Annotated in this window: 25 protein-coding genes; 8 read left to right on the forward strand and 17 right to left on the reverse strand. The window is 67.1% G+C overall.

Annotation, left to right across the window (positions count from 1 at the left end):
* Nucleotides 1-7: 7 nt before the first annotated feature.
* Nucleotides 8-1,129 (reverse strand): heparan-alpha-glucosaminide N-acetyltransferase domain-containing protein, encoded by a 1,122-nt coding sequence (locus ACSQ9A_RS24800; RefSeq protein WP_436305588.1) that lies wholly within the window; start codon nt 1,127-1,129, stop codon nt 8-10.
* A 196-nt stretch (nt 1,130-1,325) separates the two neighbouring features.
* Here ACSQ9A_RS24800 and ACSQ9A_RS24805 point away from each other — a divergent pair, with 196 nt between their 5' ends.
* Complete coding sequence (locus tag ACSQ9A_RS24805; RefSeq protein WP_436305589.1) at nt 1,326-1,841, forward strand: DUF1772 domain-containing protein; 516 nt, start codon at nt 1,326-1,328, stop codon at nt 1,839-1,841.
* Here ACSQ9A_RS24805 and ACSQ9A_RS24810 read toward each other — a convergent pair.
* Together ACSQ9A_RS24810 and ACSQ9A_RS24815 are read right to left on the reverse strand one after the other, a co-directional pair.
* Nucleotides 1,792-2,118, reverse strand: a complete 327-nt coding sequence (locus ACSQ9A_RS24810; RefSeq protein ID WP_436305590.1) for a hypothetical protein — start codon at nt 2,116-2,118, stop codon at nt 1,792-1,794. The two genes, ACSQ9A_RS24805 and ACSQ9A_RS24810, sit on opposite strands and share 50 nt — an antisense overlap.
* A gap of 159 nt (nt 2,119-2,277) precedes the next feature.
* Nucleotides 2,278-4,950 (reverse strand): C1 family peptidase, encoded by a 2,673-nt coding sequence (locus tag ACSQ9A_RS24815; RefSeq protein ID WP_436305591.1) that lies wholly within the window; start codon nt 4,948-4,950, stop codon nt 2,278-2,280.
* A 165-nt stretch (nt 4,951-5,115) separates the two neighbouring features.
* Here ACSQ9A_RS24815 and ACSQ9A_RS24820 point away from each other — a divergent pair, with 165 nt between their 5' ends.
* The 6 genes from ACSQ9A_RS24820 to ACSQ9A_RS24845 all read left to right on the forward strand — a co-directional run bounded on the left by ACSQ9A_RS24820 (nt 5,116) and on the right by ACSQ9A_RS24845 (nt 11,283).
* On the forward strand, nt 5,116-5,943 hold the full coding sequence (locus ACSQ9A_RS24820; RefSeq protein WP_436305592.1) for a TIGR02594 family protein: 828 nt from the start codon (nt 5,116-5,118) through the stop codon (nt 5,941-5,943).
* Nucleotides 5,944-6,045: 102 nt separating this feature from the next.
* Nucleotides 6,046-6,393, forward strand: a complete 348-nt coding sequence (locus tag ACSQ9A_RS24825) for a hypothetical protein (protein ID WP_436305593.1) — start codon at nt 6,046-6,048, stop codon at nt 6,391-6,393.
* Nucleotides 6,394-6,537: 144 nt separating this feature from the next.
* Nucleotides 6,538-7,719, forward strand: a complete 1,182-nt coding sequence (locus ACSQ9A_RS24830; protein ID WP_436306357.1) for a glutamate carboxypeptidase — start codon at nt 6,538-6,540, stop codon at nt 7,717-7,719.
* 144 nt (nt 7,720-7,863) lie between these two features.
* Nucleotides 7,864-9,090: a sulfite oxidase gene (locus ACSQ9A_RS24835; RefSeq protein ID WP_436305594.1), complete on the forward strand. Its 1,227-nt coding sequence runs from the start codon at nt 7,864-7,866 to the stop codon at nt 9,088-9,090.
* Nucleotides 9,091-9,408: 318 nt separating this feature from the next.
* Nucleotides 9,409-10,500, forward strand: coding sequence for a phosphatase PAP2 family protein (locus ACSQ9A_RS24840; protein WP_436305595.1), 1,092 nt, complete (start codon nt 9,409-9,411; stop codon nt 10,498-10,500).
* 51 nt (nt 10,501-10,551) lie between these two features.
* A complete protein-coding gene (locus ACSQ9A_RS24845) occupies nt 10,552-11,283 on the forward strand; it encodes an MBL fold metallo-hydrolase (protein WP_436305596.1) in 732 nt (243 codons plus the stop codon).
* A 22-nt stretch (nt 11,284-11,305) separates the two neighbouring features.
* Here ACSQ9A_RS24845 and ACSQ9A_RS24850 read toward each other — a convergent pair whose 3' ends face one another.
* Together ACSQ9A_RS24850 and ACSQ9A_RS24855 are read right to left on the reverse strand one after the other, a co-directional pair.
* Nucleotides 11,306-12,304, reverse strand: coding sequence for a 4-hydroxythreonine-4-phosphate dehydrogenase PdxA (locus tag ACSQ9A_RS24850; RefSeq protein WP_436305597.1), 999 nt, complete (start codon nt 12,302-12,304; stop codon nt 11,306-11,308).
* A gap of 20 nt (nt 12,305-12,324) precedes the next feature.
* Nucleotides 12,325-13,296, reverse strand: a complete 972-nt coding sequence (locus ACSQ9A_RS24855) for a Bug family tripartite tricarboxylate transporter substrate binding protein (protein WP_436305598.1) — start codon at nt 13,294-13,296, stop codon at nt 12,325-12,327.
* 90 nt (nt 13,297-13,386) lie between these two features.
* On the opposite strand from ACSQ9A_RS24855, the gene ACSQ9A_RS24860 reads away from it, so the two are divergent.
* Nucleotides 13,387-14,331 (forward strand): LysR family transcriptional regulator, encoded by a 945-nt coding sequence (locus ACSQ9A_RS24860; protein ID WP_436305599.1) that lies wholly within the window; start codon nt 13,387-13,389, stop codon nt 14,329-14,331.
* Nucleotides 14,332-14,344: 13 nt separating this feature from the next.
* On the opposite strand, the gene ACSQ9A_RS24865 is transcribed toward ACSQ9A_RS24860, so the two are convergent.
* From ACSQ9A_RS24865 to nac, 12 genes are all read right to left on the reverse strand, one after another.
* Nucleotides 14,345-15,187, reverse strand: a complete 843-nt coding sequence (locus tag ACSQ9A_RS24865) for an ABC transporter substrate-binding protein (RefSeq protein ID WP_093103765.1) — start codon at nt 15,185-15,187, stop codon at nt 14,345-14,347.
* A gap of 35 nt (nt 15,188-15,222) precedes the next feature.
* A complete protein-coding gene (locus tag ACSQ9A_RS24870) occupies nt 15,223-15,957 on the reverse strand; it encodes an amino acid ABC transporter ATP-binding protein (protein WP_436306358.1) in 735 nt (244 codons plus the stop codon).
* Nucleotides 15,958-16,032: 75 nt separating this feature from the next.
* A complete protein-coding gene (locus ACSQ9A_RS24875; RefSeq protein WP_436305600.1) occupies nt 16,033-16,791 on the reverse strand; it encodes an amino acid ABC transporter permease in 759 nt (252 codons plus the stop codon).
* A gap of 3 nt (nt 16,792-16,794) precedes the next feature.
* On the reverse strand, nt 16,795-17,496 hold the full coding sequence (locus ACSQ9A_RS24880; protein WP_436305601.1) for an amino acid ABC transporter permease: 702 nt from the start codon (nt 17,494-17,496) through the stop codon (nt 16,795-16,797).
* Nucleotides 17,497-17,523: 27 nt separating this feature from the next.
* Nucleotides 17,524-18,276 carry an SDR family oxidoreductase gene (locus ACSQ9A_RS24885; protein ID WP_436305602.1) on the reverse strand — a complete coding sequence of 251 codons (753 nt, stop codon included), beginning with the start codon at nt 18,274-18,276 and terminating at the stop codon, nt 17,524-17,526.
* A 116-nt stretch (nt 18,277-18,392) separates the two neighbouring features.
* Complete coding sequence (locus ACSQ9A_RS24890; protein ID WP_436305603.1) at nt 18,393-19,160, reverse strand: LamB/YcsF family protein; 768 nt, start codon at nt 19,158-19,160, stop codon at nt 18,393-18,395.
* Nucleotides 19,161-19,173: 13 nt separating this feature from the next.
* The gene (locus ACSQ9A_RS24895; protein ID WP_436305604.1) at nt 19,174-19,590 is read right to left on the reverse strand and encodes an acetyl-CoA carboxylase biotin carboxyl carrier protein; all 417 of its coding nucleotides are present in this window, start codon (nt 19,588-19,590) and stop codon (nt 19,174-19,176) included.
* A gap of 1 nt (nt 19,591) precedes the next feature.
* Nucleotides 19,592-20,578, reverse strand: a complete 987-nt coding sequence (locus ACSQ9A_RS24900) for a biotin-dependent carboxyltransferase family protein (RefSeq protein ID WP_436305605.1) — start codon at nt 20,576-20,578, stop codon at nt 19,592-19,594.
* Nucleotides 20,575-21,243 (reverse strand): 5-oxoprolinase subunit PxpB, encoded by a 669-nt coding sequence (pxpB, locus tag ACSQ9A_RS24905; RefSeq protein ID WP_436305606.1) that lies wholly within the window; start codon nt 21,241-21,243, stop codon nt 20,575-20,577. Before pxpB ends, ACSQ9A_RS24900 begins: the two co-directional genes overlap by 4 nt.
* Complete coding sequence (gene accC / locus ACSQ9A_RS24910; RefSeq protein WP_436305607.1) at nt 21,240-22,592, reverse strand: acetyl-CoA carboxylase biotin carboxylase subunit; 1,353 nt, start codon at nt 22,590-22,592, stop codon at nt 21,240-21,242. Before accC ends, pxpB begins: the two co-directional genes overlap by 4 nt.
* A 12-nt stretch (nt 22,593-22,604) precedes the next feature.
* Nucleotides 22,605-23,021 carry an acetyl-CoA carboxylase biotin carboxyl carrier protein gene (locus ACSQ9A_RS24915; protein ID WP_436305608.1) on the reverse strand — a complete coding sequence of 139 codons (417 nt, stop codon included), beginning with the start codon at nt 23,019-23,021 and terminating at the stop codon, nt 22,605-22,607.
* A gap of 133 nt (nt 23,022-23,154) precedes the next feature.
* Nucleotides 23,155-24,093, reverse strand: coding sequence for a nitrogen assimilation transcriptional regulator NAC (gene nac / locus ACSQ9A_RS24920; protein WP_436305610.1), 939 nt, complete (start codon nt 24,091-24,093; stop codon nt 23,155-23,157).
* Between the last annotated feature and the right edge of the window lie 50 nt (nt 24,094-24,143).

The raw sequence follows: 24,143 nt of genomic DNA on the forward strand, positions 1-24,143 counted from the left end.
GCGAGGGTCAGACGTAGCGTGTGACCCAGTTCGGCCGGTCCCGCTTCTTGCGGTAGTACCAGGCGCAGGGCCAAAGCATGAGGGCCAGCAGCAGCAGCCAGATCAGATAGGTTTGCGCCAATCCCCACTTCGTGTGCACGACGGCCGCGGCCAGACCCAGCACGTAGAAATGGACGACGTAGAAGAAGAACGGCACCCGGCCGAAGACCACGAACGGACGCAGCCAAACGGGCAGGCCGCTGCGCGTGACCCACCACAGCACGGCCAGGCCCGCGAAGATCGCGGCGAAAGAACAGGCAAGGAAGGGCAGGTCCGGCGGGTACTTGGCGAAGTTCCAGAACGCCAGGCTGGCGACGTTCGTGTACGCGTAGGCATTGCCATAGCCGCCAGCCAGGCGAATCGCGAGAAACAGCGCCAGGCAGACGCCGGCCAGCCCCAGCCAGAACCGCGCCGGCTGCAGGCGGTGCAGCGCGTCGCGGCCCGCGACGAAGCCCACGACGGCGATCGCGGCCCAGGGGATCACCGGGTAAAGCGAACGAAACGCGCCGCTTCGAACCGGCTCGTAGAGCACCGCCCGCAAGGGCAGCGGCAGCGCCGACACGTCGAGCAGCGGGTGCAGCGCCAGCACCGCGATCGCCGCCGCCAGCAGCAGCTTGCCCGGCGCGTCGCGCACGAGCGCGAGGATGATGATGGCCGCGCCGATCGAACTGAGCACCACGAAGGAATAGAAGCCCATGGCGGCGCGCGGCAGGCCCATGACGAGCGCGTCCACCGCGATCAGCACCAGGCCGCGCAGGATCAGCCGCCGCGTCACCTCGGCATGCGGCAGGCCGCGCTGCTCGCGCGCAGCGCTGGTCAGCGCCACCATGAAGCCGGCCATGAAGAAGAAGGCGGGCGCGACCGGCACGCCCGTGAAGCGCGTCAGGAACTGCAGCAGGTCGCCGGGCACGGGCGCCGCGGCCGCGGCCAGTTCTTCGCCGGCCCGGCCGGCGTTGAACATCAGTGAGGCGTGGTCCAGCGCCATGTGCGCGATCAGGAGGCCGCGAAAGGCGTCGACGTAGCCTTGCCGCGCGATCGGCGCGTCGATGGCGCTGGCCTGGGCGAGGATGGCGGAGGAAGGGCTATGCATGGGGGAGTCTCGAGGGGCGTGGCCAGTGTCGGGCAGGCGCGCAGCGCACGTCTTGGAGATTGGCGACATGCGCGCGGTGTCGCAACCTGGACGATGAAGCACGAGGCCGGGACGACACGTGATTGAAATTCACGCACCGCCAGGGCCCAATAGCGACCTTTGCAATTCCAGGAACGCACTGCAGAAGGCAAACCACATGGCAACCCTGAACGCACTCATGCTCCCCCTTACCGTGCTCGCCGCCGTCGGCTCGGCCGTCATCGCCGGCCTGCTCTTCGCCTTCTCGACCTCGGTGATGAAGGCGCTGTCGCAGCTGCCGCCCGAGCAGGGGATGGCCGCGATGCAGAACATCAACGTGACGATCCAGAACCCGGTGTTTCTCGGCGTGTTCGTCGGCACCGCGGTGCTGTGCGGGGTGCTGGTGCTGCGGGCGCTGCTGCATGCGAACGATGCGGCCACCTGGTGGCTGCTCATCGGAGCAGCGGCCTATCTGATCGGGACCTTCGGGGTGACGATGGTCTTCAATGTGCCCATGAACAACACGCTGGCGCGCGCCGAGGCGTCTGCAGTGGTTGCCGCGGTGCAATGGCCGGCCTATGTGGGGCCCTGGGTTCGGTGGAACCACCTGCGCACGGTGATGGGGGTGCTGGCTGCGCTCTCATTCACGGTGGCGGCAGTGCAGTGGGCGCGTGCGGGAGCGTCGGGCGCCTGAGGTCGGGCAGGAGGCCCCACAACCAGCGCGCTCCTTGCGATGGCGGTGCCGCGTCGACCGAGATATGCCCGCAGGTCGCCGAGGACTGCTCCTCGAAGGCCTTGAGCTGGGCAAGGTCGGTTTCGAGTTCGCTCTCGAGCGTCGCGAGTTCGTCCCTGAGCTTCAGGATCAGCGCCGGCATCGTCCGGATGCGCTCGCGCTTGCGCTTGATCTCCTCCTTGATCTGCACGATCGCTCGCTTCACGATGTCGCCATCGATGGAGTTGGTGGTGGCCATGGCCTATCTCCTGAGGTGGGCTCGATGCGCCGGTTGTACGCGCAGCAGCGATGCATCGCCTCCTCCCGGCTGGGGAGGTTGAAGGCGGCGGCCCCGGTGCGAGTCGCAAGCGCCGAAGTGGCCTGCCCTCGCCAACCGTCGGGCACCTCGCGCACGCCGCTACACCCTCTCCCGAGTGCGCTGGTCGATCTGCATGCGCCGATCGCGCAGCGACGATTCGGTGTGCGGGAACATCGGCTTGGCGCTGCGAATCGGGATCGCCATGTCCGGGAGCTTCACCGCGAGCTTCGCCTGCGCCTTGCCGGCGCCTGCCGCAATGCGCCTGAAGGTCGACATGACTGTCTTCTTGTCGTCGTCGAAGTCGCCGTGGTGCATGGCCTCCGATGCGCTCAGCGAATCGTCGGGCTCGGTGTTGGGCGTGAGCACGAGTTCGGCGCCGTGGGCATTGAAGATCTTGCGCAAGGCGGGATCAAAGGCTTTCTCCATCCCGAGGATCGGCACGCCATCGCGAAAGAACGGGATGCGCGCCTGGCCCTCGAAGGCATTCGAGACCAGGTAGAGCAAGGACTTGTTGTAGATCTTGGCGCAGTCGTCATCACGCTCGGTCTTGTCCTTGAGCGCATACACCGTCAGCTTGCGGAGCGTCTTTGATTCCATCGCCGGCACGTAGAACTCCTTGAAGAGTTCGACCGTGCAGGCCGGCGCCCACAGGGTGCAGGTCTCGATCGGCAGGCCGCGCGCAGCCAGGAGCTTGACGATCGGCGCGTGCAGGATCGAGCCCGCGCTGTGGCCCACGAGATGGATCTCGAGAGCCTGGCCGTTCTTCTCGGCCTTTTTCGCCAGCTTCTTCAGGTGATCGACGACCAAGGTCGAGGCACAGCCCTGGCTGGCGGCGCGCACGGCGTTCTCCTTCATCTCGCTCCAGGCGGCCTTGCCGCTCAAGACGCGGGCGAGCGGCTCCAGCGCGTCGTCGAGCCGATCCAGCATGAAGTCCTTGGTGGCGTCCAGCGCGCCTTCTGGCCGTCGACGGCTGACCGCGTCCTTGAGGATGTTCGAGAAGGTGGTCCAGTAGTCGGTGCGCCAGATGAAGGCCAGCGGGTAGACCTCAGCCTTCAACAGCTCCGGTCGGTATTCCGCGAGGCGCTGCACCGCGGCCTGTTCGCTCACCAGCCCGCCATGGGCATACAGAAGGACCCGCAGCTTCTTCCAACCGTGGGTCGCCGTCGGGATGTCCTGCTCGAAGATGTGACTGAGCTCGTCAGGCGTCGAGCCGTAGTCGCCGCCCGCCTTCAGCTCCCCGTCATTGCCGACGCTCACGATATGAGGCCGCAGGTCTGCGAAGGAATAGGCCACGCTCTGGTTGGCGGTGGCCGAATGCGTGGCGGCGGCCGATTGCTTCGCGCGCAGCGTCACCGGCGCTCCCAGGCGGGCCACCCACACATCGGTGCCGTTGGCGATCCAATCGTCATAGGTGACCCGCGCAAAGCCGCGCAGGCCCCATGTCGGACCCCAGGAGTTCTGCAGCCAAAAACCTTGATCGTCATAGGCAACGATGGCGAAAGCATGGCCGCCGGTGATCACCTCCGACTGCACGATCAGGCCGTCGGCCCCTACGCTGGCCCATCCCTCGTGGACCGTGGCCGTCGCATAGAGCACGCCGACCTCGGCGATGGCCGCGTGCATGGCGACCAGGTCTTTGTGGTTGACGCGGAAATAGGCGCCCAGCGGCCGGCGGATGCCGTCTGCCACGCGCTGCTCGGTCATGCCCCGGCGGTCGACCTTGCCGGGCTGGTAGGGATATAGCTCCTCGGAGCAAATGCCGTGCTTGTGCCAGCCCTTCATCGCGCCGCGCGCGCTCGAGCCGCTGTAGTTCTCGCCGGGCCACTCGTCGTAGCGGCGCGCCAGGTCGTACAGCATGCGCGGGCTGACGGGAACGCTGTCAGGCACCACCCGCCTGCGCTGGAGCAGATAGTTCGCGACGGTCGCCAGGCCGAAGCCGGTGCACGCGCCTTCGCTGCCCTGGTTCAGGATCGGCACCTTGTGCTCCAGGTACTCGCCCAGCGGAATGTGGGTCGGCACCTCGATGAGCGTGGGCGTGTACATCAGGTCGCGGAAGTCGAGCGTGTCCGGCCGCACTGCGAGCGATTCGGAAGGCGGCGGCACAAAGGCCGGCGGCGGCGGCTCCAGCTGGATTGACTCAGCGCCGCGCATCAATGCATCGGCCGGCTCCGCGAACGTCTTCGCGGTCTTTGCCTTGGCATGTCTGGCGCTCGCGGCCGGAAAGGAGGGGGCCAGCACCAGCTTGGCCCGCTCGTAGAAGCGAACCCTTTCAGCCGCGCCGTTCTGGCCGCCGTTGATCCTGCGCGTGATCTCGGTGAAGTTGTCCGCATCGGCGAGCTCGTTGAGCCCTTTGCGCTTCCAGTACAGCCCCGCCGTCTTGAACGCCAGCTCCGGCGCGGCGGCCAGCTCGGGTTGGCCGACGAGGTCGACCCCGAGCAGATCGCCGAACTTCTGGTAGTTGGCGCGGCCAGTCAACTGAATCGGGCCGCGGCCCTTGAAGCGCTTGCCATCACCGGGCTGCGTGTTGCCGAGCGTCCGTGCCAGGTCGCTCGGCGGCTCGTAGCGCTTCTGCGCCGGCGTTGGCCCCCAGATCTCCTCCATGAAGTTGAACTCGCCCGACTCGTGCGCCAGTTGCGCGATGAATGCGGATGTTCGTCGCAGATTGTTGATCTCGAATTCCTCCATCGCCGCGTTCAGCGGGTCGACGTACAGGAGGCGCTTCTTCTGCGAAGCGTGGAGCATGATCTGCGCGAGTTGAAGGTCGGTGAGCATGGGATGCCCTTTCGCGAGTGACGGGGACTGGTTCGCGGCAAATTCTGCATCTCACGCAGAATCTGACGAAGCGGCCTGAAGGACTATGTCTGTCGATCTAGCCAAAGGGATAGACGAGTGATCAGCCCCCTGCGGCAAAATCTCGGGCAACTCCGAGGAGGTGCGATGGGAACCAGTGACAAGGACTCGCTATCGACCGCTGTGCTGACCGATGGCACGGATTCACAACGCCGTCTGAGCTTCAGGAAGCTGGCATCCTGGATCGCCATCGTCGTGACCGTCGTCGCTGGAACGGCCGCGTTCGTCAAGAACGTCGACACGATCTGGACCACGGCCTCCGGCTGGTTTCGAGGCAAGCCGCAGCCGACGCCGGGTACTGAAATCAAGGTGACTGCCGAGACGCTGGTCGCCATTGCAGACGCCATGGCCAAGACCGCTGCCGCAAAGTCCGGAGGCGCGGCCAGCGAAGAGGTGAAGAAGGATTCGGCGAATCTGAAGAGCGCGGCGAAGGAGATCGAAGCGCCGTTGTCGGTCGGGACCGCGGCGATACCGGCACCGCCCTGGTTGAAGCTTGCCTTGGCCGAACTGGGCCAGTCAGAGATCCCAGGGCCCGAGTCCAATCCACGCATTCTTGAATACATCCATTCCTCACCTCATTTCAAGAATGTCACTGACGACACGATGCTTCCTTGGAGTGCGCTCTTCCTCAACTGGGTGATGAAAGCGTCGGGCGTTCCCGGCGTGGATGATGGTCGCAATATCGCGTGGCTGACGTGGGGGAGCGAGCTGAAGGAACCCAAGCAAGGCGCCGTGGCGATCTTCAAGCGCCCGGAAAGTGATGCGTCCCCGTCGCGCGGGCAGGCCTATTCGTGCCTCTACCTGGGCCAAACCGCGACCTACATTCTTTGCCTGGGCGGCAACGTCGGAAATGCCGTTCGGATCACGTCCAGGCCCAAGGAAAACCTGGTGGGCTACCGATGGCCTCCCGCCTGATTTCGTGGTTGGGCCGTACTCGACGTCGAACGTTTCCTCGTTGCCGTCTTCGACCTGCTTCGCGCGCAGAGGGTTTGCGAGAAGGATTAGGCTGGAGGCCTGATGACACCCTCCAAGGAAAACGCCAATGCCGGCTCTGTCTGGATCCGGTTCTGGTCGCCGACTTCCGCTTTGGAGCCGACTCCGGCCCATGCAAGTGCGCCTGAGCGTGCGGCGATCAGGAGCCGGAACTACGTCTGGCTGAAAACGTACATGGACATCTACATCCTGCGCTGGGGTGCACTGTGGGCAGCCTGCCTGGTTCTCGCGCTCCTTGCCACGGACGATGCAGTGCCGGGGGTACTGTTTGCGATCGCGCTGGCCTCGACCATGGCGTCTTTTTTTGGTCTGGTTTCCATGGTCTTGATCTATCGCCGAGCGATCAGGGCTGTGAAAGATCGGACCGCATAGCTCAGACGGCTGGTCTCGGAGAAAACCTGGCCTAGACTCCCGCGTCTCTGTTCAACGAAGGATTTCCCGATGACATTCGCATCGACCACCTGTGCGCCTGCGGCACGTTGGCTGCCTCGTTTCTTGTTGGGGCTCGGCGCGGCAATGCTGGTGTCCACGCTTCATGCCCAGCCCCACAAGGAAGTTCTCGACCGATCTGCAGGCTACAAGGACGAAGCGCTGTTGCTGCTTGAACGCCTCGTCAACATCGACTCCGGCTCGGCCAACACCGCAGGCCTCGAGAAGGTGCGGGGTGTGGTGGTCGAAGAGTTGCAAAAGCTCGGCGGAAAGATCGAAACCTTTCCGGCTACGCCGCATCCCGGAACCAACGTGGTCGCGACCTTCGAGGGCACCGGCGCCCGCAAGATCCTGCTGATGGCGCACATCGACACGGTGTTCGCCGACGGCACGGCGAAGGCCAAGCCCTTCTACATCAAGGACGGCCGCGCCTACGGCCCCGGCGTGATGGACAACAAGGGCGGCGTGGTCGCGGGGCTGTACGCGATCAAGATCCTGAAAGCGATGAACTTCAAGGACTACGGCCGCATCACCTTCCTGATCGACACCAACGAAGAGGTGGGTTCGCTCGACACCACGGCGCTGATCCGCCGCGTAGCCAGGGAACACGATGTCACCCTCAACCTGGAGCCCGGCCGCCCGGCGGACGGCCTGGTGGTGTGGCGCAAGGGCAGCGCCACGGCCACGGTGGAGGTCAAGGGGCGCGCGGCCCATGCCGGCGTGGCGCCGGACGCAGGTCGCAACGCTGCCACGGAGGTGGCCCATCAGGTCTTGCAGCTCGGCAAGCTGGGCGATGCGGAAAAGCTCACCACGATCAACTTCACCGTGCTGACCGCCAACGGCGCCACCAACGTGATCCCCGAGAACGCATCTGCCAGGGGCGACGTGCGGGCGGTGACGCGCGAAGAGTTCGATCGCATCGAGCGCGACCTGGCCCGCGTCTCGCAAAGCAAGCTGATCGCCGACACGCAGGTCAAGACGATGCTGTCGCGCGGCCTGCCGCCGATGCCGCGCACGCCGCAGTCCGACGCGCTGGTCAAAACGGCCGAATCGATTTACGCCGAAATCGGCAAGAAGCTCACCATCGAGGGCTCCGGCGGCGCCGCCGACGCGAGCCTGGCCGCCGATGTCGGCGTTCCCACGCTCGATGGCTTCGGGATCGTCGGCGGTGGCATTCATACGCCGGACGAATATGCCGAGGTCGAGAGCGTGGTGCCGCGCTTCTACCTGCTCACCCGCATGGTGATGGAGCTCAGCAAGAAGCCGTGACATCACGCGCGCCACTGGGGTGGTACGCAAGGCTTGGATTATTCGTCTACCAGGCCTTCCCGTTTCTTGTATTTCCATGAAGCGCCGCCGATTATTCGAAGTCGTGGTGGTTCGCGCCGCGAGTCCCGGATCCAAGGAGTTGCCATGCTCAACGAAGTCCAGATCAAGTTCGATGCAGGTTCCACTTCTATATCAAGGAGACCTGCAATGGATGCAAAAGACATGGCACGACGACAGTTGATGCGGCAAGGCGGTGCGGCGCTCGCCGGTCTGGCGCTGCTGCATTCCCACTTGCTTGCCCAGGCCTTCCCGGCCCGGCCGGGCGAGGAGGTCATCCCCTGGCTGGATCAACCGCCACCGAACCCGAGTGGCGGTGTTGTCGAGAATCTGCCCCAGTGGGAAGAGCTGAGTTCCTTTTTGACGCCCAACGACAAGTTCTTTCGTGTGGCGCACTACAACAAGCCGGTCATCGACGAGAAGGCGTGGGCCCTCGAGATCACCGGGCTCGTCAAGCAGCCCAAGACCTTGACGCTCCCCGCGCTCAAGGCCCGACCTCGGAAAGAGGTCGTCTTCACACTCGAATGCTCCGGCAATCATGGGTTCCCGTGGTTCATCAGCGGAATTGGCACGGCCAGGTGGGCGGGGACGCCGCTCGCCCCACTGCTCAAGGAAGCCGGGGTGCTGAATCGAGGGATGGAAGTCGTCTTCGTTGGGAGCGACGCGGGTGAGGAGGAAGTCCGCCAGGCCAAGATGCCGCAGCACTTTGCCCGCAGCATGTCGCTGGTCGATGCGATGAACCCGAACAACCTGCTCTGCTATGAGATGAACGGCGCAGCGCTTCCGCAGCCCCACGGGTTCCCCGTGCGGCTTATCGCTCCAGGCTGGTATGGCATTGCGAACGTCAAATGGCTGAAGCGCATCGAGGTATGGGACACCCGCTTCATGGGCCGCTTCATGGCGCGTGACTACGTGACGATCCGCGAAGAGCAGCGCAATCAGGAAACCGTCTGGACGGAAACGTCCGTGGGTCGGGCCCTGCTCAAGTCTGTACCGGCCAAGGTCACCGGCAGAAACGGCAAATACCGTATCGTCGGTGCAGCGTGGGGGCCATCCGTAGCGCGCGTGGAGGTGCAGATCGACGCGGGACCCTGGGTCGCAGCAACCATGGACCGGAGTGAGCAAGCCGATTTTGCGTGGAAGCTCTGGTCCCTGGAGTGGGCGAATGCGACGCCAGGAGAACACGCCATCACTTCACGTGCTGTCGATACCCAGGGGAATGTCCAACCAGCGATGGAGGATCCCCGCATCGCCAAGAAGCGCACCTACTGGGAAAGCAACGGGCAAGTCACGCGGCGGGTCCGACTCACCTGATCGTCGTTCGCACAGGGGACGCCCATGCGTACCAGGTTCGCTGTTTCTGCTTCGTTGCTTGCGCTTGCGACGGCTTGCGCAACCAGCGTCCCACCGCCAGACAAGTCATCCGGTCCGCTCGCCGACCGAGGTGCCGGCGCGTGGCGTACGTGGGTATTGACCTCCGGACAGGAACTCCGACTGCAGCCTCCGCCGAACGCTGCCGCAACTGCCGCCGAGCTGGAGCAGCTGCGGACATTTGCAGCGCAGCGGGACTCCGCGGCCCAGGAGCGGATCCGGTACTGGGACTTCTGGTCGCCGTCTCATCGATGGAACGAAATGCTGATCGACGTCTCGGGGGCCAATCCAATCCCGGGTGGAGCCGTGCAGCGTGCGTTTGCAATGATGAACATCGCGATCAATGACGCGATGATCGCGGCTTGGGACACCAAGTACACATACCACCGTCAACGTCCTGGTGAGATCGACAGACTGTTTCCAGCTTCCGTGGCCACGCCCCCTAATCCCTCGTATCCGTGCGAGCACTCCGTGGCCGCAGGTGCCGCTGCCGCAGTTCTTGCGCATATCTATCCGAAAGAAGCGCAGCGTATAACCAGCGCGGCAGAGGAGGCCGCTCGCTCACGTGTCATGGCGGGGGCGGCTTTTCCGAGTGATACCAAGGCGGGACTGGAGCTCGGGCGTGCCGTCGCCGCACGCGTCATCGAGCGAATGAAGCTCGATGGCGGCAAATGGGCTGGCCCCGTACCCACTGGTCCAGGTCTGTGGAAGGGAACCAATCCCGTGGGTGTCGACGAAGTGGGTTGGAAGCTCTTCGTTCTCAACTCTCCGAGCCAGTTTCGCCCTGGGCCGCCTCCAGCGCACGACTCGCCTGAACGCGCCGCGGAGCTTGCCGAAGTCAAGGGTTTCAAGCGCACGCCGTTCACGAACAGCAAGGTGAGCTATTGGCAGTTCGGACAGTTGGGGCAGCCGGGCGTCGCGTTTCGATTGAGCGAAGAGGTGGGGCGCCGGTTGGCGGAGGACGGAGCGCACGCCAGTGCGCCACGTGCCGCGCGTGCGTACACGCTGGTGCACGTCGCGCACTACGAGGGCTGGATCGCCTCGCAGGACGCCAAGTTCCACTACTGGACAGCGCGCCCGAATCAGTTCGACGCGGCGATAACCACAGTGATTCCGACCCCGCCATTTCCGACCTATCCGTCCAATGCGGCTACGCTCGTCAAGGCACCGACTGTCGTTCTGACCTACCTGTTTCCCCGCGAGCGCGCGCGGTACGACGGCTGGGTACAGGAATTCGGAGAATCGCGCCTATGGGCGGGGATCCATTTCCGCAGCGACATCACGTCCGGCTGGGAGATCGGACGACAGGTGGGCGAAGCGGTCGTTGCGCGTGCAAAGTCTGATGGCAGCTAGAGGCCGCATCCTGCCCGTCGAGTTGCAGCCCACAACCCACAGGAGACGCGCATGATCACGAATCCGCAGGCCGGCACCAACGTGCAGGAAATCGCCTCGGGCATCTTCCGCATCAACACGCCCGTGCCGCTGCCCGACGGCAACCTGTTCAGCTTCAACCAATACCTAGTGGTCGACGACCAGCCGCTGCTGTTCCACTCCGGCCCGCGCCAGCTTTTCCCGCTGGTGAGCGAAGCCATCGCAAGCGTGATGCCGGTCGAGCGCCTGCGCTATATCGGGCTGTCCCATGTCGAGGCGGACGAGTGCGGTGCGCTGAACCTGTTTCTGGCCGCAGCGCCGCAGGCCGTGCCCCTGTGCAGCAGCATCGCGGCCATGGTCTCGATGGGTGACATGGCCGACCGCCCGCCGCGCGCGCTCGCCGATGGCGAAGAACTCGCGCTCGGCACCCACACGATGCGCTGGTTCGACACGCCTCATCTTCCGCACGGCTGGGAGTGCGGGCTGATGATGGATACGCACACGCGCACCTTCTTCTGCGGCGACCTCCTCACGCAGCCGGGCAACAGTGAGCGGGCGCTGGTCGATAGCGACATCCTTGGCCCCAGCGAGGCGTTTCGACGCCAGATGGACTATTACGCGCATGCACCGCAGACGGCCGCATTGCTGGCCGGGCTCGCGAAGCAGGAGCCCCGCACGCTTGCATGCATGCACGGCAGCGCATGGCAGGGAGATGGCGCATCACTGTTGCGCAGTCTTTCAGAGGCACTCTCGGCCTCGCATTGAGTTCCGCGCGCTCAGCCTTTACTTACCCTGCCCTGCCGGCCATTCGGACGCAGAGCTCGAAGGCTTTTTGCAAGCCTTCGATGTTCGCCACGCCCTTGCCCGCGATGTCGAAGGCGCTGCCGCTCGCCGAGGTCGCCACCGGCACCGGCAGCCCGCCGTGCAGCGTCACGCCCTGTTCGAAGCCCATGAGCTTCATCGCGATCTGGCCCTGGTCGTGGTACATCGAGACGACGGCGTCGAAGTCGCCGCGGCGCGCGCCGATGAAGACGGTGTCGGGCGGATAGGGGCCGCGCGCGTCGATGCCCTGCGCCTTCAGCGCGCGCACGGCCGGCTCGATGATCTCGATCTCCTCGCGGCCGATGGAGCCGCCGTCGCCGGCATGCGGATTGAGGCCCGAGACCGCGATGCGCGGCGCGGGCACGCCGGCACTGACAAGCGCGCCGCGGATGATGTGCACGGCGTCCTGCACGGCCTGCCCGGTGATGAGGGCCGCTACGTCTTTCAGCGGCACGTGCGAGGTCACACGCGAGGTCCACAGGCTGCCGGTGATGTTGAACTCGCAGACGAAGCCCGGCACATCGAAGCGCTCCTGCATGTAGCGCAGCTCGTCTTCGTGCGCGAGGCCGCCCAGGCGCAGCGAATGCTTGTTGAGCGGCGCGAAGACGATGCCGTCGACCGCGCCGCGGCGCACGGCTTCGGTGGCCAGTTGCATGGCCTCGAAAGACGCCTTGCCCGAATGCGCATTCGATTCGCCCAGCACCGGCGGCTTGCCGGCCATGGTGTTCTGCACCAGCAGGCTGGGGCGGCCGGGCTCGAAGCGCAGCACGTCCAGGCTTTCCAGTCTCAAGGGGTCGAGCGCGGGGCCTCCTGCGATGCGTTCGCCGCTTTCAAGCACCAGCTGATCGGCGATCAGCAGCAGCTCGGCAGCTTCGAGGTTCTGCGCGCGGCGCAGCAGCTTCACCGTCATCTCGGGGCCGATGCCGCTCGGGTCGCCGGGCAGCACTGCGATTCGGGGTTTCATCGACATCCTTTTCTCTTCAGTCAATCGGCGCGCATGCCGGTGTCCTTGACCAGCTTGCCGTAGCGCTCGAACTCGCTGCGGTTCATCTCGGCGAAGGGCTCGATGCCCATGGCCGTGATCTCGCCGCCCAGGCCCTTGATGCGCTCCTGCACGTCGCTCATGCGCAGGCTCTGGGCCAGCTCGGCGTTGAGCCGCTCCACCGCCGCGCGCGGCGTGCCGGCGGTGACGAAGAGGCCATACCAGGTGTTGACATCGGCGCCCTGCACGCCCGCCTCGGCCAGCGTGGGCACATCAGGCAGTTCGGGCGTGCGCCTGGCCGCGGCGACGGCGAGCGCGCGGAACTTGCCGGCCTTGATCTGCTGCATGGCCGAGGAGGTGCTGTCGAACATCATCTCCACCTGCCCGCCGATGATGTCGACGTGCGCCTGCGAGCTGCCGCGGTACGGCACGTGGATGGCCTTGGTGCCGGTGGCCAGCGCAAAGGCTTCGCCGCCCACGTGCTGCGTGCTGCCGATGCCCGAGGACGCATAGCGCAGGCCGCCCGGCTTGGCGCGCATCGCGGCGATGAGCTCCTTCACGTCCCGGTAGGGCGAGGTCGAAGGCACCACCAGCACGTTGGGCATCACGGCCACCAGGCCGACGGGCTGCAGGTCCTTCAACGGGTCGTACTTGAGCTTGAGCAGGTGCGGCGCCACCGCCTGGCCGGTGTTGGTGGCCAGCAGCAGTGTGCTGCCGTCTGCGACGGCCCGCGCCGTGAGTTCGGCCGCGATGGTGTTGGAGGCGCCGGGCCGGTTCTCGACCACCACCGGCTGCTTGAGCGAGGCGCCGAACTTGTCGGCGAGTAGGCGCGCGAGGATGTCGGTGCCGCCGCCGGGCGAGGCGCCGACCATGATGCGCAGAGGCTTGTCGGGGTAGACGGCCTGGGCGGATGCCGCGAGCGGCACGGCGATCAGGCAGAGCGCCGCAAGGCGCCAGGGCAACAGGATTGGCATGGGCGTGTCTCCGATCTTTGGTCCCCAGCTTAGGGATGTTTGCCATTCCAATCCAATCGAATGTTCTGAAGAATCCATATACCACCGCATATGACTCAGCCCGGCCCCGATCTCCCGCCCTGGCGCCTGCTGCTGCGCTTGCGCACGCGGCAATGGGTGCTGCTGGCGCTGCTCGACCAGCACCGCCACCTGGGCCGCGCGGCCGCGGCGATGAGCATCAGCCAGCCGGCCGCCACCAAGCTCTTGCAACAGCTGGAAGAGACCTTCGCGGTGCCGCTCTTCACGCGCGTCGCGCGCGGCATGTCGCCCACGCCGTACGGCGAGGCGCTGGTGCGTCATGCGCGCTGGGTGCTGACGGACTTCGGCGCGGTGTGCGAAGAAGTGGAGGCTCTGCGCTCCGGGCTCAGCGGCGCGTTGCGCGTGGGCAGCGTGCCGGGCGCGGTGCCCGAGCTGCTGGCGCCCACGCTGGTGGCCTACCAGAAGAAGCACGAGCGCGTGGCGGTGAGCGTGGTGGTCGACACCAGCGACGTGATGCTGCGCCAGCTTGCGCGCGGCGAGGTCGACCTGATGCTGGGCCGGCTCACCGAAGACCACAGCGCCGAAGCTTTCGATTGCGTGCCGCTGCTCGGCGAGCCGCAGGTGGTGGTGGTGCGCAAGGCGCATCCGCTGTTCAAGCGCAAGTCGCTGACGCTGCGCGAGCTGGTCGACTGGCCCTGGCTGCTGCAGCCGCCGGGCTCGCCGCAGCGCGGTCGCTTCGAGGCAGCCTTGCGCGAGGCGGGCATCCAGCAGCGGCTGCGCATCACCGAGACCGCATCGCCGATCGCGATGACGGCGCTCTTGGAACACTCGGACATGGCCGCCGTGATGCCGGCGTCGCAGGCGGCGCACTACGCGCGGCTGGGCGTGCTGCGCGTGCTGCCGGTGAAACTGCCGATCCGCGTGCCGCCGATCTACCTGATCACGCGGCGGGCGCACAGCCTGTCGCCGGCCGCGGCGGAGTTCGTTGCGCTGCTGCGGCCGGCGGCGGCGGCCTGACAGGCGCGGACCTTCAGGGCAGCAGCTCGAACTTGAGTTCGGACAGCGGCATCACCTTTTCTTCGCGCGTCATCTTGTATTCGGTGTTCGGGCCGAGCCACTTGGCCCAGATCTTGTCGATCTCGCCGGCCTTGTCCAGCGCCACCAGCGCCGCATTGACCTTGGCCAGCAGCACCGGCTCGTCCTTCTTCATGCCGACGCCGATCGGCTGCAGCACCATCGGCTCCTTGATCATCTTGAGCTCGACCCCGGAGGTCTTCGACTGGTTGACGAGCTTGGTGATGGTCATGGTGTTGGCCACCATGCCGACCGACTTGTTCTGCTGCACGGCCATGAAGGCCGAGCCCGTGTCCTGGAAGGTCACCGGTTCGGAGCCGTTCATCTTGATCGACAGCTCCGAGGTCGAGCCCTTGGTGGAACTCAGGCGCTTGCCCTTGAAGTCGGCCTTGGTGGTGCCGGGGTCGGAGGCTTTCACGGCCAGCATTTCCTTGGCCACGTAGTACGGATCGCTGAACTGGATCTGCTCGCCGCGGCTCTTGGTATAGGCCAGGTTCGCCACCGTCACGTCGACGCGGCCGAGCTTGACCTCGGGCACACGGGCTTCGACCGACAGCGGCGTGACCTTCGCGCTCAGGCCCAGTTGCTTGGCCAGCGCGTTGCACAGATCGACATCGAAGCCCACCATCTCGCGCGTCTTGGGGTCGGGCGCGGCAAAGGGCGGCACATCGGCGAAGGTGCCGCACTTGAGTTCCTTGCGCTGGTTGATGTCATCCCACTGGTCGGCATGCGCCAGGACGGACAGGGCGCCAAGGCAACAAGCGATGGCGGCGAGACGGAAGACGGTCTTCTTCGACATGATGAACTCCTGGTGAGGGCTGGGATGGGAAACGCCTAGTGCGCGCGCAGATCGGACAGGAAGCGCTGCGCGCGCGGATGCTGGGGGCTGCTGAAGAAAGTCTCGGGCTCGGCCTTCTCGAGGATCCGGCCGGCATCCATGAACCAGATGCAGTCCGCGACCTCGCGGGCGAAACTCATCTCGTGCGTGACGCACATCATGGTCATGCCGTCGTTGGCCAGGCCGCGCATCACCGACAGCACCTCGCCCACCATCTCGGGGTCCAGCGCACTGGTGGGCTCGTCGAAGAGCATGGCCGGCGGCTCCATGGCCAGGGCGCGCGCGATCGCCACCCGCTGCTGCTGGCCGCCCGAGAGCTGCGCCGGATAGGCACCGGCCTTGGCGGCCAGGCCCACGCGCTCCAGCAGCTGCATCGCCTTGGTCCGCGCGGCGGCGCGCTTGACGCCGAGCACGCGCATCGGCGACAGCATGATGTTCTCCAGCACCGACAGGTGCGGGAACAGGTTGAAGCTCTGGAACACGAAGCCGATGCGGCTGCGCAACTTGTTGAGCGCCACGCTGCTCATTGGCGCGTGGATGTCGTGGCCGTCGAAGAGCAACTGGCCCGACTTGATCTCCTCGAGCCGGTTGACGGTGCGGATCAGCGTCGACTTGCCGGAACCGGAAGGCCCGCAGACCACCACCACCTCGCCTTTCTTGACTTCGGCGTTGACGTCGGCGAGCGCCTGGTAGTCGCCGTACCACTTGTTGATGTTGGAAAACAGGATCATGGGAACGTCTGCGTTCGTTGGAGTGGGCATGGTTCTGTCTCCTTTGCGTTTGTCCGACCGTCGTGCGCGGCCTTGTCAGGGATTGGCCGCCACCGGCGGCGGCAGCGAGGCGCCCTCGGGCGACAGCGGGGCCATCGCCGCGCCGAGCCGCTTGTGGGCAATGCGCCGCTCCAGCCACTGCGCCAGCTGCGTGAGGCTGAAGCAGACCACGTAGTAGGTCATCGCCAGGATGAAGAAGACCTGGAAGGGCTTGGTCAGCAGCTGGTTGTTGATCTGGTTGGCCGCGAAGGTGAGCTCGTTCACGTTGATCACGTAGCCCAGCGTCGTTTCCTTGATGGTGGAGATGAACTGGCTCAGCATGCTCGGCAGCATGTTGTAGAGCGCCTGCGGCAGGATCACGTACCACATCATTCCCAGGTGGCTGTGGCCGAGCGCGCGCGCCGCCTCGGTCTGTCCCTTGGGCAGGGCCTGGATGCCGGCGCGCACCACCTCCGACAGGTAGGCGCCCTCGTAGATCACCAGCGTGCACAGCATGGTGGTGAAGCCCGAGATCTCGCGGCCGATCAAAAGCGGCACGAGGAAGTAGACCCACAGGATCACCATCAGGAGCGGCACGCCGCGCACGACGTAGACCAGCACCGTCGCCGGCCAGCGCAGCACCGCCCACGGCGACAGCCGCGCCAGCGCCATCAGCACCGACAGCGGGAAGGCCAGCACGATGCCCAGCACCGACAGGACCAGCGTGGCGACGATGCCGCCCATGGGGCCGTTGGGATACTGGCCGATGAGCAGCAGCAGCCAGTTGTCGCGCAGGATCTCGAAGATGCTGAACATCTCTCACCTCGCTCCGACGATGCGGTAGTGCCGCGCCACCCAGCCGCCCGCGGCCATGATGAGCAGCGAGAAGCCGAGATAGAGCACCGTGGCCACGCTGTAGGCCTCGAAAGCGCGGAAGCTCTGGCTCTCCACTTCCTTGACCGCGTGCGTCAGCTCGGCCACGCCGATCGCCATGGCCAGGCTGCTGTTCTTGAACAGCGACACGCTGTGATTGACCAGCGCGGGGATGGCGTTGCGGATCGCCTGCGGCAGCATGACGTGGCGCATCGAGCCGATGTAGCTGTGGCCCAGCGCCCGCGCGGCCTCGGCTTGCCCCGCCGGGATGGAGCGCAGGCCCGATCGCAGGTCCTCGCTGAAGTAGGCCGCCTGGCACAGCCCGAGCGCGACGATCGAGAGGATGGCCTCCGCGTTGTGCTCGGACAGCCAGTTCTGCAGAAACTGGGGCAGCACGCTGAAGATGCCGAAGTACCAGAGCATCAGCTGCACCAGCGTCGGCACGTTGCGGTGATAGGAGACATAGGCCGCGACCACGCGCTCGGCGATGCGGCCGGGCGTCAGGCGCACGGTCAGCAGCACGATGGCCAGGCTCATCGCGAGCAGCCAGGAGCCGGCCGCGATCTTCAGCGTCATCTCCACGCCGTGCAGCAGCATCGCGCCGAACTCCGGCTTCAGCAGGACGGCCAGCAGGTCGAAGTCCTTCATGTGCCGTTCCTTTGTTTTCCGTGGTTCTCAGGCCTGCGGCGCTTCCGGGCGCGCGGTGGAGAGCCCGCCGGGCACCTGCAGCGTCGGCGTGATCTCCATGTGGCCCACGTTCACCGCGACCGGCGCGGCGATGGCGAAGGCAATGGCGTCGGCAATGTCCTCGGCCCGCGGCAGCTCGAAGCCCTCGATGAAACGCTTGTGCATTTCCTCCGGGTTGCCGTGCACGTGCGCGAAGATGTCGGTGGCCACCCGCCCCGGGCAGATCTCGGTGACGCGCACGCGCTTGCCGAAGACATCGATGCGCAACTGGCGCGACAGCATGCTCACCGCGGCCTTGGTCGCGTGGTAAGTGCTGTTGCCGCCGAAGTTGTAGGCCCCGGCGATCGAGCTGATGTTGATCACGTGGCCGCGGTCGCGCGCGGCCATGCCCGGCACGACCAGCCGGCACAGGTGCAGCACGGCGCGCAGGTTGACGTCGACCAGCAGGTCGATGCCCTCGGCGTCGGCCTTCAGGATCGAGCCGGGCCTGTCGACGCCGGCATTGTTGACCAGCACGTCGAAGGGGATCTCCTGCGCCAGCCGGGTGATGCCCGCGAGGTCGCTCACGTCGATGGCGTGCGGGATGCAGCCCGTGCGCGCGGCCAGTTCGGCCAGCTTGCCGGCGCTGCGCGCGAGCGCGTGGACCTGCAGGCCTTCCTTGCAGAGGCGCTCGACGACCGCGGCGCCGATGCCCGAGGAGGCTCCCGTCACCAGCGCGGTCTTGTAGTCGGAGAAAGGCATCTTTGGCTTCTTTCGTTATGACGAATTCACTGTATCCAGCGCGACCTCGGGGCGCCAAGACGGAATGGCTGTGTAGAGATAAGCCGTCCTTATGTCGCTTTTTTGACCGCCCGGCTTCAGGGCGCCATCTGGCGCGAGATCGGCAGCACGCGCCCCGCCGCCTCGACCACGCCGCGTACGGCCCGCGCCAGCTCCACCGCACCGGGCGTATCGCCGTGCACGAGGATGGAGCGGACGTTCATCGGGATCCTGCGCCCGCCATGGCTGGTGACCGTGCCCTCCTCCAGCAGCTGGTGCACGCGCGCCAGCACGGCCTCGGGCTCGTGGATGACGGCGCCGGGCAGCTTGCGCGGCACCAGCAGGCCTTCGTCGTCGCAGGCGCGGTCGGCCAGGAAGGTCCGCGCCACGCGCAGCCCGCAGCGCTCGGCCGCGTCTTCGATGGCGCGGCTGGCAGACGAGCTGATGATCAGGCCGGGGTCGAAGTCCGCCACCGCGCGCACCAGCGGGCCGGCCAGTGCCGCGTCGGCGGCCGCCATGTTGCCCAGCGCGCCATGGAAGCTCATGTGCGTCATCCGGTGGCCGGCCGAGCGCGCCATGCCCGCGAGCGCGCCCAACTGGTAGGTGACGTAGGTGGCGAGCTCCGCGACATCGATCTGCATCGGGCGGCGCCCGAAGCCGAGCAGGTCGGGAAAACCCACATGCGCCCCCACGTCCACGCCCCGGTCGCGGGCCATGCGCACCGTGCGGTCCATGATGACCGGGTCGCCGGCATGGAAGCCGCAGGCCACGTTGGCGGAGGAAACGATCTCCAGCAGCGCCTCGTCCTCGCCCATGCGCCAGGGGCCGAAGCCCTCGCCCAGGTCGGCGTTCAGGTCGATGTCCATCGCGATGTACTCCTCATTCGTCGGCCTGCAGTTCGACCAGCAGGGTGCCCCAGCCCACAGGCTGGCCGTCGGGCACCAGGAAGGCGATCAGCACGCCGGACTGCGATGCGTGCACCGGCAGCAGCAGCGGGCCGATCTGCATCAAACCCACGGGCTGTCCCGCGGACACGCGTTCGCCGGGGCGCGCCAAGGGCGCGGCATGCAGCGGATGGGCGTGCAGGAAGTTGCCCACACTGGGCGCGGCAGCCACGCATGACGGCGGCGCCGGCGGCGTGCCCTCCTGCTGCGCATCCAGCTGCACGATCCCGCTTCCGGGCCCACCCCCGCGCCCCAGCCGCAGCACGCCGTCGGGCGTGCGCAGCTCCAGCAGGCCGATGTCGGTGGCGGCCAGCCAGGCGGCGAGCTCCCGGACTTGCGCAGGGCTCTTCATGTCAGTTCATGCGCGGCGCGCTGCGGTGGAGGTCCACCATGCGCCGCACCCTGTCGAGCCAGGCCTCGATCTCGTCCAGCGCGGCCACGGCCTCGTCCCAGCTGCTTTCGATGAAGCGGATGCGACTGCCGATCGGCGCCTGGCCGAGTCGCCAGAGATCGGCCTCGATCACGGTGCCGAACTTGGGGTAGCCACCCGAGGGCTGGGCATCGCGCATCTGGATGATGGGCTGCCCACTGTGCGGCACCTGGATCACGCCGGGCACGATGCCGTGCGAGCGCATCTCCATCGGCGCGATCGGCCGCAGCGCCTCGCCGTCGAGGCGATAGCCGTAGCGGTCGCTCTGGGCCGTGATCTTCCATTCGCCGGCCCAGAAGGCGGCGCGCGAGGCTTCCTCGAAGCCCAGGTATTCGGCGGCGGGCAACACCCGCACTGCGGGCAGGCCGTCCACCTGCAGCGGCAGGCTCAATGCCGGCGGCACGAGGCCGAAGCCGGTCTGGCAGGACTGCCCCTCGCCCACCGCGCGCAGCGCATCGCCGCGGCGCAGCGCGCGGCCCTCGTGGCCGCCGAAGGCGCCGCGCAGCTGGGTGCTGCGCGAGCCCAGGACCTCGGGCACGTCCACGCCACCGGCCAGGCACAGCATGGCGCGGCTGCCGCGATGCCTGCCGCCCTGCGGCAGGCCCAGCGTGAGCGTCTGCCCGGCGCGCGCCTGGTGCACCCACCAGGGCAGGAGCGGCGCTTCGTCGAGCCGCGCCGCGCAGTCGGCGCCGGTCAGCGCGAAGGCGCAGTCCTGGTCGAAGCGCAGCTTGAAAGGAAACACCGGCACCTCGATGGCGGCCGCATCGGGCCCGTTGCCCAGCAGCAGGTTGCCGGCCGCCAGCGCCAGCTTGTCCATGGCCCCAGAGGTGCCCACGCCCCAGCGCAGGCTGCCGGTGCGCCCCATGTCCTGTACGGTGGCCAGCGCGGCGGACGAGAGCACTTCGATCATCGGATCACCTCCTGGACCCGGAAGCGGATCATGTCGCCCGGCTGCAGCCTCGCCGGCGGGTCCTGCGACGGATCGAAGAAGGTCATGGCGGTGCTGCCGATCGTGTTCCAGCCGCTGGGGCCGGCCGAGGCCGACACGCCGGTCTGCACGCCGCCGATCGACACCGCGCCGCCCGGAATGCTCAGCACCGGCACCTTACGCCGCGGCGTGGCGATGCGCGGGTCCATGCCGCCCAGGTAGCAGTAGCCCGGATGGCTGCCGAGCGCGTACACCGGGTAGACCGGCGTGCTGTGGAGCTCGACGATCTCCTCCACGCTGAGCCCGGTGTGCGCCACCACGTCGGCCATGTGGGGACCGCCCTCGCCGCCGTAAACCACCGGGAGCTCGACCACGCGGCCTTCGAGCGGCAGCGGGAGCGCCGCGTCCCAGGCCGCCTGGAGGCGGGCCTCCAGCGCGTCCAGCGCCTCGGCGCTGCGCGGCGGCCGCTCGAAGGTGAGCATGAGGTTGTTCATGCCCGGCACCGCCTCGCGCACCTCCGGCCAGGCCTGCGCCTCTCGCGCGAGGGCCCAGATGCGCTGCTGCGAGGGTAGCGCGAGCTCGCCGGGTGCCTCGAAGAGCAGCGCCGTAGTGCCCAGCAGGCTGACGGATGCGGTCGGTGCGATCACGCGAGGCTCCTTCGCGGCAGCCAGCGCTCGAGGTGGTGGATGTCCACGCCGCCGGCGGCGAAGCCCTGGTCGCGCAGGATCTCGCGGTGCAGCGGCACGTTGGTCGAGATGCCCTCGACGCGCATCTCGGCGAGCGCCAGGCGCATGCGGTCGAGCGCATCGGCGCGCGTGCTGCCCTGCACGATCAGCTTGGCGATCATCGAGTCGTAGTACGGCGGCACGCGGTAGCCGGCATTGGCATGGGAGTCCACGCGCACGCCGAAGCCGCCTGGCAGCTGCCAGCCGCTGATGCGCCCCGGCGAGGGCGCGAAGGTATCGGGGTTCTCGGCATTGATACGGCACTCGATGGCATGCCCTTCACAACGCACGTCGGCCTGCGTGAAGCCCAGGCGCTCGCCGCGCGCCACGCGCAACTGCTGCTGCACGATGTCGATGCCGGTGGTCATCTCGGTCACGGGGTGCTCCACCTGGAGGCGGGTGTTCATCTCGATGAAATAAAAGGCCCCCTGCTCGTACAGGAACTCGAAGGTGCCGACGCCGCAGTAACCGATCTGCCGGCAGGCCGAGGCGCAGCGCTCGCCGACCTCGCCCAGCAGCGCCTCGTCGATGCCGATGGCCGGCGCCTCCTCGATCACCTTCTGGTGGCGGCGCTGCAGCGAGCAGTCGCGGCTGCCGAGCCATAGCGCATTGCCATGGCTGTCGGCCAGCACCTGGATCTCGACATGGCGCGGATGCAGCAGGAACTTCTCGATGTAGACCTCGGGGTTGCCGAAGGCGCGGCGCGCCTCCTCGCGCGTGAGCGACATCGCCTCCGGCAGGGCGGCTTCGTCGTGCACCACGCGCATGCCGCGACCGCCGCCGCCGCCCGCGGCCTTTACGATCACCGGGAAGCCGATCTCGCGCGCCAGGGCGAGAACCTCGTCCGGGTCCTCCGGCAGGCTGCCGTCGGGGCCGGGCACGCAGGGCACGCCGGCGCGCCGCATCGCGCGCTTGGCCGCGACCTTGTCGCCCATGGTGCGGATGCAGGTGGCGCTCGGGCCGATGAAGACGAGGCCGGCCTGCTCGACGCGCTCGGCGAAGCCCGCGTTCTCCGACAGGAAACCGTAGCCCGGATGGATGGCCTGCGCGCCGCTGACTTCGGCGGCGAACAGGATCGCGGAGGGGTTCAGGTAGCTCTGCCCGGGCGCGGCCGGGCCGATGCACAGGGCCTGGTCGGCCTGCGCCACATAGCTCGCGTCGCAGTCGGCTTCGGAATACACCGCCACGGTCCGGAGCCCGAGGCCGCGGCAGGCGCGCTGGATGCGCAGGGCGATCTCCCCCCGATTGGCGATGAGCACGGTGTCGAACATGGCCATGGTCCCCTATTCGCCGTCGAAGCGGAACAGCGGCTGGCCGGCTTCGACCTCCTGCCCCGAGCGCACCAGCACCGCCTGCACCGTGGCGTCGCGTTCGGCGCGCACCTCGTTGAAGACCTTCATGGCCTCGATCACGCACAGCGTCTGGCCCGCCTTAACGGTTTGACCGGCCTGCACGAAGGGCGGCTCGGCGGGCGTCGGCTGCAGGTGCACCACGCCGTAGAGCGGCGCGAGGCATTCGGCCGACGCTGCCGCCGCAACGGGCGCATCGTGCGCCGCGATCGCTGCTCGCCGGCGCGGCGTCGCCGCCAGCGCCGACTGCTTCACCAGCCGCAGCGTGCTTCCGTTCTCGCTGTACTCCAGCTCGCACAGGTCCGATGCGGCCAGCGCGTCGATGAGCGTCTTGATCTGTTCCTGATTCATGCCGGGCCGTCTTGGGCGACGGAACATCCTGGGTGGCCGACGCGTTCGACGAACGCGTGACGGCATGCATGAAAGGTAGCGGGCCGCGGGCACAAAGCCCAAGACGGATTGGCTGTGCCGCGATAAGGGCGGCTTATGACAAGGCGTTCAGCTCGGGTTCGGGCGTCGAGGCGACGGTGCCGGCAAGGTCGACGACGAGCTCGAGCAGGATGTCCTTCACCGCTTGCGCCGGTTCGGAAAGAGGCAGGTGGTCCGACTGGCACAGCGCGAGCGGCGCCTCGATCACCGGATCGACGATGCGGAACTGCCAGGCGCCGCAGGCCGCCACGACCTCGCGCGCCATCGATGCCGGCAGGATGGTGGCGCCCAGTCCGTCGGCGATGGCGGCGGTCAGGGTGAAGGCCGATTCGATCTCGGCCACCACGCGCGGCACCATGCCGGCGCGCACGAAGGCCGCATCGACCAGCTTGCGCACCACGTTATAGGGGCGCGGCAAGAACAGTTCGATCTCGCGCAGGTCGGCCAGTCGCACGGGCTCGGCCGGCGCCGGCATGGAAGCCGGCCCCACCAGGAACAGGGGTTCCTTCAGCAGCGGCAGGAAGGACAGCCCGTGGATGGCCTTGTCGCCATAGAGCACGGCCAGATCCATGCGGCCGTTCATGATGAGTTCGCTCAGCGTGGTGCCGTAGTTCTCGTTGAGGTAGAGCAGGATGCCGGGATGCCGGGCGCGCACGGTGCGCAGCAGCGGCAGCGACAGCGCGGAGGCTGCGGTGCCGGGCGCGAGCCCCACCGACACCTGGCCCGACAGGCCCTCGCCGGCGGCCTCCATGTCGACGCGGGCCTGCTCGCACTGCCGAAGGATGATCTGGGCATGGCGATACAGCACCTTGCCGGCCTCGGTAGGCGTCACGCCGCGCTTGGTGCGCACCAGCAATTGCTGCCGCACTTCGCCTTCGAGCGTGGCGAGCTGCTGGCTCAGTGCCGGTTGCGCAATGAAGAGCACCTCGGCGGCCTGCGTCAGGCTGCCGATGTCCACGATCTTCACGAAGTATTTGAGGCGTCGGAGGTTCACGCCTTGTCTCCAAGCAAAAGCTGAGCCTAGCACTGGGGCGCAGGGGCGCC

The sequence above is a fragment of the Variovorax sp. LjRoot290 genome (assembly GCF_964253985.1).
GTDB lineage: Bacteria > Pseudomonadota > Gammaproteobacteria > Burkholderiales > Burkholderiaceae_C > Variovorax.